This is a genomic window from Mobilitalea sibirica, from assembly GCF_015999265.1.
In the GTDB taxonomy this organism is placed as follows: Bacteria; Bacillota; Clostridia; order Lachnospirales; family Lachnospiraceae; genus Mobilitalea; species Mobilitalea sibirica.
Map to the genome: position 1 here is coordinate 83,240 of NZ_JAEAGR010000012.1, position 13,113 is coordinate 96,352.

Annotated in this window: 9 protein-coding genes and 1 riboswitch; of the genes, 4 read left to right on the top strand and 5 right to left on the bottom strand. The window is 38.2% G+C overall.

Features of this window, described 5'->3' with window-relative positions; translation table 11 throughout:
• Positions 1-337 precede the first annotated feature (337 nt).
• The gene (locus I5677_RS11710) at positions 338-1,258 is read left to right on the top strand and encodes an Ig-like domain-containing protein (RefSeq protein WP_197661810.1); all 921 of its coding nucleotides are present in this window, start codon (positions 338-340) and stop codon (positions 1,256-1,258) included.
• 117 nt (positions 1,259-1,375) lie between these two features.
• A complete protein-coding gene (locus I5677_RS11715; RefSeq protein WP_197661811.1) occupies positions 1,376-1,747 on the top strand; it encodes a VOC family protein in 372 nt (123 codons plus the stop codon).
• 543 nt (positions 1,748-2,290) lie between these two features.
• Here the strand turns inward: I5677_RS11715 and carB are convergent.
• The gene (gene carB / locus I5677_RS11720; protein ID WP_197661812.1) at positions 2,291-5,524 is read right to left on the bottom strand and encodes a carbamoyl-phosphate synthase large subunit; all 3,234 of its coding nucleotides are present in this window, start codon (positions 5,522-5,524) and stop codon (positions 2,291-2,293) included.
• The gene (locus tag I5677_RS11725; RefSeq protein ID WP_197661813.1) at positions 5,524-6,612 is read right to left on the bottom strand and encodes a carbamoyl phosphate synthase small subunit; all 1,089 of its coding nucleotides are present in this window, start codon (positions 6,610-6,612) and stop codon (positions 5,524-5,526) included. Before I5677_RS11725 ends, carB begins: the two co-directional genes overlap by 1 nt.
• A 443-nt stretch (positions 6,613-7,055) precedes the next feature.
• Here I5677_RS11725 and I5677_RS11730 point away from each other — a divergent pair, with 443 nt between their 5' ends.
• Together I5677_RS11730 and I5677_RS11735 are read left to right on the top strand one after the other, a co-directional pair.
• On the top strand, positions 7,056-8,282 hold the full coding sequence (locus I5677_RS11730; protein WP_197661854.1) for a peptidoglycan-binding protein: 1,227 nt from the start codon (positions 7,056-7,058) through the stop codon (positions 8,280-8,282).
• Positions 8,283-8,343: 61 nt separating this feature from the next.
• Complete coding sequence (locus tag I5677_RS11735) at positions 8,344-9,639, top strand: peptidoglycan-binding protein (RefSeq protein ID WP_197661814.1); 1,296 nt, start codon at positions 8,344-8,346, stop codon at positions 9,637-9,639.
• 194 nt (positions 9,640-9,833) lie between these two features.
• On the opposite strand, the gene I5677_RS11740 is transcribed toward I5677_RS11735, so the two are convergent.
• From I5677_RS11740 to thiT, 3 genes are all read right to left on the bottom strand, one after another.
• Entirely contained in the window at positions 9,834-10,589 is a 756-nt protein-coding gene (locus I5677_RS11740) for a flagellin (protein WP_197661815.1), read from the bottom strand.
• 252 nt (positions 10,590-10,841) lie between these two features.
• Complete coding sequence (locus tag I5677_RS11745; RefSeq protein ID WP_197661816.1) at positions 10,842-11,735, bottom strand: polysaccharide deacetylase family protein; 894 nt, start codon at positions 11,733-11,735, stop codon at positions 10,842-10,844.
• Between the two features lie 92 nt (positions 11,736-11,827).
• Positions 11,828-12,511: an energy-coupled thiamine transporter ThiT gene (gene thiT / locus I5677_RS11750; RefSeq protein WP_197661817.1), complete on the bottom strand. Its 684-nt coding sequence runs from the start codon at positions 12,509-12,511 to the stop codon at positions 11,828-11,830.
• A gap of 27 nt (positions 12,512-12,538) precedes the next feature.
• Positions 12,539-12,643, bottom strand: a riboswitch (TPP riboswitch).
• Positions 12,644-13,113: the final 470 nt, after the last annotated feature.

The following is a 13,113-nucleotide window of genomic DNA, read 5'->3' on the forward strand; positions in this document are numbered from 1 at the left end:
CCTTCAAAGTTCTTTTCCCATCTTCTTCCTATGTGACTTGCATGTCTATAATGCCTGTTTAAACATGATTTTAGATGAATTGGTACCCCAATTCATTAATTAATAATAATTTAATATTTATAGTATATATTATATAGATAAGATAACTGTAAAACAAGTAGAAAAATTTAATAATTATTAGAAAAACCCAGAAAAGGAATACTTATAATAAGAAAAAGTATGGATATTTATATATTTTTTTACAATATGACACTTTTCTGACAAAAACCAATGCTATAGTTTTATTATGATAAATAGGATGTGACATAAGTAGTTTCCAAATCTCGGAGGAAGTGCCATGAAAAAGATATTTTCAATCAAGGGCTTAATATTCCTTGGCTTACTTCTTTTCTTTACCGCCTTCATACCATTAACCCAATTCGGTGTTAATAAAGCATATGCATCCAGTATTGAAAAGGAGAAAAAAGAGGATTACAGACTGAACCTAAAGAGCATCCCCCTAGTAAAGGGAAAATCATTTACATTAAGAGTTTATAATGTAAGTGAAAATGCTAAGGTTAGCTTCAAGTCCGCTAATACGGAAATTGCTTCTGTCAATAATGATGGTACTATTGTTGCCAACAATGTAGGTTTTACTACGATCACTGCAACGATTGAAGATGGTGAAAATCAAACACCTTTAACCTGTGATGTTACAGTAGGCCCTCCGGCCTTCAGTGTTAAAATGACCCGGTCAAGAATTATATTAGGCTTAGACAATTCCGACCAGTTAAGAGTAATTTTAAAACCCAGTAACACCACAGAGGTTGCAAGATTTTCCAGTTATAATTCTTCAATTGCATCTGTCAGTACAGGCGGACGCGTTATAGCAAAAAATATCGGCTTAACTTATTTATTTGCTGAAATTGATGCAACCAACTTAGACGGTAGCCGTAAATTTGCGGCATGTACGGTAATTGTAACCCGTCCTGAAGATGCTCCGCTATTAGAGAATTATTTTTCAGATCATCCTGAGATGTCTCTGATTTCTGAAGCGGATTTATTAAGTGCATTGAATGAATTCTTTAACAAAGCTTCAGAAGTGGCCCCTACGGTTACTCCAACCGCTGAAGCAACCTCCAAATCTTTGGTGGAAGCTCTTGATCAATTCTTAAATGAAAAGTTTGACCTGGCGGCGAAACGTAAAGCTTGGGATGAGGCGATTGCAAAAGCAATGGCAAATCAGGCAGAAGTAATTATAGACAGTACAGCGAAATAATATGACACAAATATATTATAAAGGGGTGTTCAGCAGAACATCCCTTTTTATTTTTACTTTAAAATATTAGAAAATGTTATATAATAATATCATACAATAAAAAGGAAGGTGATTTCAATGAACTTTAAATTTGCACATAATAACTTTAATGTATTAGATTTAGATAAGTCTCTGGAATTTTACGATAAGGCTTTAGGACTAAAAGAAGTTAAGAGACATTCTCCGGAAACAGGTGAATTTGTATTAGTTTTTCTTGGAGACGGTTCTACACCTCATCAGCTGGAATTAACCTGGCTTAGAGACTGGGACCGCCCATATAACCTAGGTGACAATGAGTTCCATCTGGCATTTGTAGTTGACGATTACGAAGCAGCTTACAAAAAACATAAGGAGATGGATTGTATCTGTTACGAAAATCCCGGTATGGGCATTTATTTCATCAGCGATCCCGATGGGTATTGGCTGGAGATCATTCCGAACCGGAAGTAATCCAGATAACACCAGTGACAACCATAAATTCCATTCTTCTTGAAGTCTGGAATTTATTTTACCGTAAAAGTCGGATGATATCTTAAAAAACTACGGTGTTTATCACATCAAGTACTTAAAACAAAGGGTGTGATTATTAATCTATAAAAAACCGTTTTCCGCCATCGCAACTTAGGTTGTGATAGTTGTATTTTTCTGCAGCAACCCTATGTACCGCTATGTGCTGCAACCGAGTGAAAACGTGTCTTTCGTTGGATAATAATTACACCCTATTTTTAAGATATAACATGTGATAAACAACAGTAACGTAAAAAGGTTGGCGCAGAATATAGGTGAATCAAGAGAAAGAGGAACATTGGTGTCCCCTTAATACACTATTTGGCGAACAAAACCCTCGATTTGTTTTTCCTGATACGAACATTTATGTACGAATCAGGAAAATAAATCGAGGGTTTTGTACTCCAACGAGTGTGTGTGGGGACTCAATGTTCCTCTTTCTCTTGATGGAATATTTTGCAACAGCCTCCACTACATCTATCATGATTACCCAATCTTCGCAACATCCACCAATGTCAAGTTTTTCAGATCTTCATTCTCCATACTGGTAAGCAATGCATTGGCCGTATCCAGGGAGGTAAAACAGGTGACTCCTGTTTCTATTGAAATTCTTCTAATCAAAAATCCATCCCGTGCTTTATCTCTTCCTTGCGTTGGCGTATTTATCACCAGATCAATCTGATGTTCCAGTATTAGATCTAGAATATTGGGACTACCCTGCTCAATTTTACGTATTTCTACTGCAGTGATCCCATGTTTATTTAACATTGCGGCAGTTCCCTCGGTTGCATAGATCTCATAACCCAGTGCTTTTAACCTTTTTCCGATTTCTAAAGCCTCTTCCTTATCCGAATCCTTCACTGTCATTATCATCTTCCTATGCTTCGGAAGATTAACACCGGCTCCTAAAAATGCTTTATACAATGCTTCATGGAATTTCTTTGCTATTCCTAAGCATTCTCCGGTTGACTTCATCTCCGGTCCAAGACTTATCTCAGCACCTCTTAATTTCTCAAAGGAGAATACGGGCATTTTAATGGCAATGTACTCTGATTCGGGCCATAACCCGGGAGTATATCCTAAGGATTTTATTTTATCTCCCAGAATAACCTTTGTTGCTATATCAACGATGGGAATACCGGTCACCTTACTAATATAGGGCACGGTACGGCTTGATCTGGGATTCACCTCTATTACATAAACTTGTTCCTGATATACGATAAACTGAATATTGATTAAACCGATTACATGAAGAGAATTGGCTAGCTTCTTCGTATAATCTACAATCTCTTTTTTTGCCTTCTCACTGATATTTTGAGAAGGGTAAACAGAGATACTGTCGCCGGAATGGATACCGGCTCTTTCAATATGCTCCATAATGCCGGGGATGAGGATATCCTCTCCGTCACAGACGGCATCCACCTCCACTTCCTTACCCATCAGATACTTATCTACCAGGATTGGGTGTTCCTGAACCGTTTGATTTATGATACTCATAAATTCTGTAATATCATCATCGGATATGGCAATCTGCATACCCTGACCTCCAAGAACATAAGAAGGTCTTACCAGTACCGGATATCCCAGTTCATTGGCTGCCATTAAAGCTTCTTCGGTTGTATACACCGTCTTTCCTGCGGGTCGGGGTATCTGACATTTTTCCAGTATCTTATCAAAAAGTTCCCGATCCTCCGCGGCATCTACATCTTCTGCCGAGGTACCCAGAATAGGGACCCCCATTTTAAGCAAGGCCTGCGTCAGCTTGATGGCTGTCTGGCCGCCGAACTGTACCACAGCTCCATCCGGTTTTTCCATATCCACAATATTTTCTACATCTTCCGGAGTTAGGGGTTCAAAGTATAGCTTATCGGCCACATCAAAATCTGTACTTACGGTCTCCGGATTATTATTAACAATAATCGTCTCACATCCGCTTTTTGATAATGCCCATACACTGTGTACAGAACAATAGTCAAATTCAATGCCTTGCCCAATTCGTATAGGACCAGAACCAAGTACCATAATCTTCTTTTTACCTTCGGTCTTTTCTACCTCATTAAAACTGCCAAAGCAAGAATAGTAATACGGTGTTTCCGCATCAAACTCTGCTGCACAGGTATCCACCATCTTATAAGCTGCTATTATGTTATTCTCTTTTCTTATGCTCTTAATCCGGTCCGAAGGTATCTTCGTTAACTCTGCAATCACACGATCAGGAAATCCTAATTGTTTTGCTTTTCGCAAGAGTTCAATAAAGTCTACGAGGATATCTTTCCCATCTTTCTCCATCCTGCCGACCTTAAGCAGTTCCTTTTCTGTCTCCACTAAGATAGCAATTTTATCAACGAACCACAAATCAATCTTTGTAACTTGATGGATTTCTTCATAGGACATACCTCTACGGATTGCTTCTGCTATAACAAATAGTCTTCTGTCATCTACCTGATACAATGCGCCTCGAATTTCTTCCTCAGTCATTCGATCATAGTCACCATACTTTAGGCTGTAGATATTCTGTTCAAGGGAACGTATTGCTTTCATCAGCGCCGCTTCAAAATTCGTACTGATAGCCATAACTTCACCCGTTGCTTTCATCTGGGTCGAGAGCGCTCTCTTAGCCGTAATGAATTTATCAAAGGGCCACTTTGGTATTTTTACTACGACATAATCCAGGGTAGGCTCAAAGCTGGCATAAGTTTTCTTCGTAACTGCATTTTGGATTTCATCCAAATGATACCCGAGTGCTATTTTCGCTGCAACCTTGGCAATCGGATATCCGGTAGCCTTTGATGCCAATGCTGATGAACGACTAACCCTCGGATTTACCTCAATAACACAGTATTCGAAGGTATCCGGATGAAGGGCATATTGTACGTTACAGCCCCCCGTAATATTTAATTCAGTTATGATATTAATAGAAGCACTTCGAAGCATCTGGTACTCTTTATCTCCCAGGGTCTGGGAGGGTGCAACTACAATGCTGTCTCCGGTATGAACTCCCACAGGGTCTATGTTTTCCATGTTACAAACAGTAATACAGTTTCCTTTACTGTCGCGCATAACTTCGTATTCTATTTCTTTCCATCCTGCAATAGAGCGTTCAATCAGGCATTGACCTACACGGCTAAGGCGAAGTCCGTTCGAACATATATCAACCAGTTCTTCCCTGTTATCCGCGATACCGCCGCCACTGCCACCCAAGGTATAAGCCGGTCGAACCACAACCGGATATCCAATACTTTCAGCAAAATTTATTGCATCTTTCACTGTGGTAACTACTTCACTGGGTGCACAGGGTTCTCCAATACGCTCCATCGTTTTCTTAAATTCCAGACGGTCCTCTGCTTTTTTGATTGTTTCGGAAGTGGTTCCGATTAATTTGACATTATGATCTCTTAAAAATCCGGATTCCTCCAGTTCCATTGCTATATTTAGTGCTGCCTGCCCACCCAGCGTAGGGAGTACACTGTCAGGCTTTTCTTTTATAATAATTTGCTTTACAAAATCCGGTGTCAAAGGCTCTATATAAACAATATCCGCGATATCTTTATCAGTCATTATGGTAGCGGGATTTGAATTTACCAAAACCACACATACACCCTCTTCTTTCAAAGAACGACAAGCCTGGGTTCCTGCATAATCAAACTCTGCTGCCTGCCCTATGATGATCGGCCCGGATCCAATTACTAATACTTTTTTTATGCTTTCCAATTTAGGCATTATCCTTGCACCTCCATCATATTGATAAATTCATCAAATAAAAACTCACTGTCCATGGGACCTGCACAAGCTTCCGGATGAAACTGTACAGAGAATACTTTTTTATCCAAATAACGTAGTCCCTCAACGGTTTTGTCATTTACATTGATAAAACTCACCTTAGCCCTTTCCTTTGGTATACTATCTTCTTTCACCATATATCCATGGTTTTGCGTTGAGATATACACTCTACCGGATTTTAAGTCCTTTACCGGATGATTGGCTCCGCGGTGACCATATTTCATTTTCTCAGTATCACCACCATTGGCAAGAGCCAGTAGCTGATGCCCGAGACAGATAGCAAATATGGGAACATCACTATCATATAGTTTTTTCACCTCAGCTATGACCTCTTTGCATTCCTTTGGATCTCCCGGTCCGTTGGATAGCATGATGCCATCCGGTTTATCCATCAATACCTCTTCACTTGCGGTGAATGCCGGATATATGGTAACCTCACAACCTCTTTTTGCCAGGGATCTGGCTATGTTTAATTTCATGCCGTAGTCCATTAAAGCTACTTTATATACCTTCTGGCTTTCTTTCGCTGCAGGTATCACAATTTTTTGCTTTCCTGTTGTCTTTTTTATAACTTCGGCTACCTTATACTGATGGATTTTTGACAGAACTTCTTCCTTATTAAAATTCTCATTTGTAGTAAGCATACCGTTCATAGTTCCTTTGCTTCTTAACAGCTTAACCAATGCTCTGGTATCAATGCCTGCAATGCCGGGAATATTATTCCTTTCCAAAAAACTCTGAATACTTTCTTCGTTACGAAAATTACTGGGCATTCTTGAAAGCTCCCTGACTATAAAAGCATCCACCCAGGGTTTCTTAGATTCCATGTCATCCTTACAGATACCATAGTTACCAATTAAGGGATAAGTCATAACTACACTCTGTCCCGCATAGGATGGATCCGTCAGTACCTCCAAATACCCTGTCATTCCGGTATTAAATACGATCTCACTGATGATTTCTTTCTGTGAGCCTATATGCTCACCCGTAAAAATATTGCCATCCTCCAGAATTAAGAATGCTTTCATTGTTTCACCTATTCCTTTCTGTATAATTATATAGATTTACATAAGAAAAGAGTATATGCCCCTAAACAGGGGATATACTCCGTTGTATATCGACTGATACATAATAAAATGAATTGGTCCTTCAATTCATTCTGCTGTATATTTTATTGATAGCCAATGCATATTTATGCATATTTTTGATTAATTTTTAAAATCTTAACATATTCAAACCATAATTACAAGTGGTTTTTATAAATTTTTATAACTTTCTTTATTAATTTAATGAGCTTACATAATTAATCACAATTTTTATCACATAACATAAGTTAGTATTAAAATGAGAGGATTGAGGTTCATTCTTTATGTATATTCATTTTCCCTCTGATAACAAGATAAATAAGAAAGTCAGTTCACGTAACGTGAATTTAGGGACTTCTGATAAAATAAGGGTTTATCCTGCGCAGATGGAAACCCAGTCTCTGGGTAGCCTTCAGGTACGATGTACATCCTTGGGATTTATACCGATTGAAAACGCAACTGTAACAGTTACTTTACCGGGCGAAGCAGATAACATAATAGAACAGCTTACGACCGACGCATCCGGACTTACGGAGATACTTCCCTTACCAGCACCACCGGTTGCCTATAGCCAAGAGCCTGTACCGGAACAACCCTATTCCCAATATGATATCCGGGTTAGCGCCCCCGGCTATGAGACAGCCCTGTATTCCAACGTAGAAATCTTCCCTGATATATTAGCCGAGCAAGATGCAACCTTGAGTCCATTAGAATTAGAAACGGATGAAGAAGAACTATATGTGATACCACCACATGTTCTATATGGTGACTATCCGCCTAAAATTCCGGAGGATCCAATTAAGCCAGTCGGTGAAACTGGGGAGATCGTGCTGACTCAGGTCGTTATTCCTGAGTTTGTAATCGTTCATGACGGACCGCCTAACAGTCCTTCAACCAATTATTGGGTGCGCTTTCGTGATTACATTAAAAACGTAGCTTCCAGTGAAATCTATGCTACCTGGCCGGAAGCTACAATTTATGCTAATATCCTTGCTATACTGTCCTTTACCTTAAACCGAGTATATACGGAATGGTATCGTGGCCAGGGTTATAATTTCACTATTACATCGTCTACCGCATACGATCACAAATGGATTAACGGCCGAAATATCTATGCTAATATCGGTGTATTGGTTGATTCTGTCTTTGTAAATTATCTTTCTTACCCGAATGTAAGACAGCCGATATTAACCCAGTATTGCGACGGAGTTAAAGTAGAATGTCCCGGTTGGATGACACAATGGGGTTCTAAATATTTGGGCGATCAGGGATATTCAGCGATACAGATTCTACGAAATTATTATGGAGATTCTATGTTCATTAATACTGCAGTTGAAGTATCCGGAGTACCTTCTTCCTGGCCGGGTACCAATTTAACCACAGGCTCTAGAGGAAATAGTGTGCGAACTATACAAGAACAGTTAAATCGAATCGCCCAGGCATATACAGCAATTCCAAGGCTAGCGGTGGATGGAATCTATGGTCCCAGAACAGCGGAATCGGTTCGTACCTTTCAACGAATCTTCAGCTTACCGGTAACGGGTGTCGTGGATCGTGCTACCTGGTATAAAATTTCACATATTTTTGTAGGCGTAACAAGAATAGGTGTATAATTATCACATCTTATTTTTATTCATCATACTCTATTATTGAATGAATGATCGAGGTAACTATATGAAGTATATCAATACCTTTAATAATGATACTAAACCAAAAATACGCGTATATCCAACACAAATGGATACACAGAATTTTGGTAGGCTACAAGTACGTAGTACCACCGAAGGACTCGCTCCCATAGAGGACGCTACAGTGACAATCTACTCCTCTTCATTTCCCGATGAAATTATTGAACAATTTACTACCAATACATCCGGTTTAACTGAAGAGATAGAGCTTCCGGCTCCCCCGCTTGAATACAGCTTAACTCCCGGTTCTACGGTTCAACCTTATTCCGAGTTCAATATAAAGGTTGAGGCTCCGGATTTCGCACCGGTCACCGTTAATAACGCCGAGATACTTCCCGGCGTAACTGCGCTTCAAGACACCACCTTAAGTGCAGCCGAAACCTTAAACGGTGGAGAATTATTTGTTATTCCTCCTCATACCTTATTCGGAGACTATCCTCCCAAAATTGCCGAATCAGAGATAAAACCTGTTGGAGAAACCGGAGAAATCGTATTAGCCGCTGTTGTTATTCCTGAATTTGTAGTCGTCCATGACGGACCACCAACGGATACAGCCGCAGCGAACTATTATATCAGATTCCGGGATTATATTAAAAATGTAGCTTCCAGTGAAATTTATGCTACCTGGCCGGCACAGACAATTAATGCCAATATTTTAGCGATCCTTTCCTTTACGTTAAACCGGGTATACACAGAATGGTATCGAAATCAAGGCTATAATTTTACCGTTACTTCTTCTACTGCTTTTGATCACAAATGGATTTCAGGAAGGAATATCTATAGTAATATTGGTTTAGCCGTGGATGAATTATTTGTTAACTATCTATCCAGACCAAACGTGAAGCAGCCCATATTAACCCAGTATTGTGATGGTTACAGAGTTCAATGTCCTAACTGGATGACCCAATGGGGCTCAAAGGATCTGGGAGAACAGGGATTAAGTGCCATTGAAATATTAAGAAACTTTTACGGGGATTCTATCTATATCAATACTGCAAAGGAAGTATCCGGGGTACCGGCTTCCTGGCCGGGGTCCAACTTAACCATTGGTTCCAGTGGTGCCTCAGTAAGAATGATTCAGGAGCAATTAAATCGGATCGCCGACACCTATACCACAATACCTAAAGTTGCCGTAGACGGACAGTTTGGAGAAGGAACTGCAGATGCAGTAAGAGCATTTCAACAGATATTTAATTTACCCCAGACAGGAATAGTAGATTTCCCTACCTGGTATAAGATATCCGGTATCTATGTCGCTGTAACCCGAATTGCAGAATTATAAGAAATAATAAGGACATTATATTATTTTATTAATATGGAGCTACATTTCTGACCTATTTGAACTCTGTTTAAATCATCATGGTAAACAATGTATACATATACATTTGTTATGATGCCAAACAGAATTACCAATAAGATAGAAATGAAGCTCCATTCACTTCATTTATTTATTTGATATATTAGGAATACTTATATTTAATTACCTAGTAAGGCAGATATCCCTTTTCTAGCTTGATCATTTTTTGCTCTCATAGCGAACATCCGGTATTGATTAAGAATCTGATCTTTCTTTAAATCAGATACAGACTTTGCAACATCTGCATCTTCAATTCGTGAAGAGCTCTCAGCCAAATTCAAAGCAGCATAGTTATTATATTGTATGGTATGCTCCAGACGATTACTATTCGCTCCAATGCCGGATCGATACTTATTCACCATGTTTAGAGCCTGATCTATTTTACTGATATCAATCTCTTTCGTTACGTCATAATCAGCAATACCTAAGGATTCTATGGTAGAATCTGATAATTCAATCTTCATACCTGATCCGTCCGGATTCGTAGCAAGCATTTTATCTGTCATACTACCGTCTAACAACTTAAGTGTATTAAACTGCGTTCCCTTTGCAGCATCCTGAATAGATGCCTTTAAGCCTTCTATTTCATCCTGGATCGCACTCTTCTCACTGTCTCCATAGGTAACATTCATGGCCTGAAGACTTAATTCACGCATTCTTTGAAGACTATCGGTTATGCTTGAAAGTCCTCCTTCTGCCACCCGATACATATCCTGACCGGCTTCGGCATTCTCCGTACCCTTATTGTAACCGTTTTCCTGTGAATTCAATTTTTCTACAATTGCTAAACCTGCTGCATTATCAGATGCTGAATTTAATTTCTTCATAGTTGATAGTTGCTCATATGCTTTTGAACTTACTCCCGATACGTTCACATTCATCACCTTCCCAACAGATAAACCTTGGTTTTATCCTTAAGTTACTGCAATTAACTATTCTCTTTAAGAGAAGTAGGTAATCTTTACTATATTATACCACATATACATAAAAATTCAAGTAAATTGACAGATAGTAATCAAAACAAGCAATAATCTTTAAATATTCAATCACTTCTTACCATTAGTTCAGTCTATACACCTCTGTTTTTAATCGCGCAGATATCGTTCTTAACATATTAATCACAAAACTCACCATTGAAACTGATATGGAACCCGTTTATCCAATGTATCAAACTCATATCCTTTTTCACTTAGTAATGTAATAATATCCGGAAGTATTTTAGCTGTAGTATCATTGATAGCCGAATCATGAAGTAAAATGATAGGATAATCCTGGTTTTTTAAGTCCTTCTCTATATTTTGGCGGATAGAATATGCTGTCGGTTTACCAATAGAATCATTAGCACTTACGTTCCAGTCATAACAGGTAAAACCTCTTCGTTCCATTTCTTCTATCAGTGCATCCTTAATTTTCTTACTGTATCCATTATTACTTCCAAGCGGAAATCGGTAAATACTAACTCGCTCTCCTGTTATCTCATAAATCTGTTGATAAATCGTATTAAAATCATCTAAATATCGTTCAATCGAACAATAGATTTCATTACATATATGTGAGTAAGAATGTATTCCAATCGTATGGCCTTCATTTACCATTCGTTGTAGGCAATCCTCTCTCTCCGCAGTAATGGATGTACCAACGAGAAAAAAGGTTGCTCTCACATTCCTTTCTTCAAGGATATCTAATACCTTAAAGGTATTTTCACTTGGACCATCGTCAAAAGTAAGATATGCTATTTTTTTACCCTTTTCCATCGGTTTTGGTATACAGTATTCCGTATATAAATCCGGGTAAAGTTTGGTATAATCAGGCATTTCATCTGAACTGGTCTGGCTGCTTGTATCCTTTTCTCTATGCATCATATTTTCCATCTCAGCCATTAACTCAATACTACGTTGCCCGTTCACTATTCTCTCCGACACTACCTGCTTTTGTTCCAGCCTTTCTTTTCCTTCAACTAGTATGTAGATAAACAATATACCGATCAAAAGAAATGCTAAGCCTGTAAAAAACTTGTTCATTCGCGATTTTCCTTCAAAGTTTTCTTATTATCTATCATATGCAGGCGATAGTCGGTATATTTTAAGTCCATCTGATTTCATAAAAACTTTCTTTAATTTTGGATTGCCATCCTTTTTACCTGTGTAAGACCCTGCCTTACTGCCGGTATCATAAGAATCAGTATTGTTATAATAGCCTCCGGCGCGATATAGGATGCATTATATCCCAATGAGTAAATAATAGGATTTTGATCCCCTGCATATTCAGAGAAGAAGATAATACCGGTTAAAACATGACATAAGTATCTTCCGAATACTGCGAGGATATAACCCTTAATAATACCGTACTTGGATTTAGCAAAAACACCACTCAGACCTAAAAATCCAAATGCAATCGGATAATCCAAGAGAGGTTGTATAAAATGAATTGCATACGGATCCAGAACAAAATCTAGAAGACCATAAGCTATACCGGTCATAACACCAACCCTTGTTCCGTACAGATAACCGATAAGACTGATAAAGAACATACGAAACAGGGTAATTGAACCTCCAAAAGGAAATTTATAAACTGTATAGATTGATGTAACTACCGCCAAAGTCATAGCAACAGCACTGAAAGCTAACTGCTTTGCATTCGCTTTTGTCCGATTACCTCCACTAAAGACCAGCATCGCTATAAATAATAGAGCAATTATAATTAACAGAGTTATATTGCCGGCCATTGTCGGCGTATAATCCGTGCCCCATTCTGTAACATTAGTGTCAATTAAAAAATCAAAAACCTTTTGAAACATAAAAAAACCTCCTTTAGTTGCTTAGGAGGGACCACTTGATTGCTTCCTTCCGCCGGTATTAACCGGATCAAGTAGTGAGGGTCAGTGTATATATCATACACCTCTCAGCTCGTCGCTCCCCTAGCATAAATTAATGTTATATTTTTTACATGTACAACGTTTCAAAATAACGATACATATTTTTAAGGATGATTTATCATATAAGTTATCGGACAAACATAGATATAGTTAAATACACCTCGAATAGATCCTTACTATATAAGAAATCATACCGGATAATATGCATTAGCATCTACTGAACGCTATACTTGTTTATCATATACAATAAATGAAAGGTTGTCAATCATTGATATAGATACCATAATTATATAAAATAACTATGATATATAGAACAGTAGGATAAAATGTATTTCAGTAATTCAGATAATGAAATAAAGGTACTTATATGATACAATCATAGTATGAATTGCTCTCACTTATTAATCATAAATCTTCTTTATCGTTCCTATGTTATCCGGACACCCGGTATAATTGTTACTCAAATTTCATATCGTATCATACATAAAAAATCCAATGTAGAAGGTTGATCATTATAATCCTTT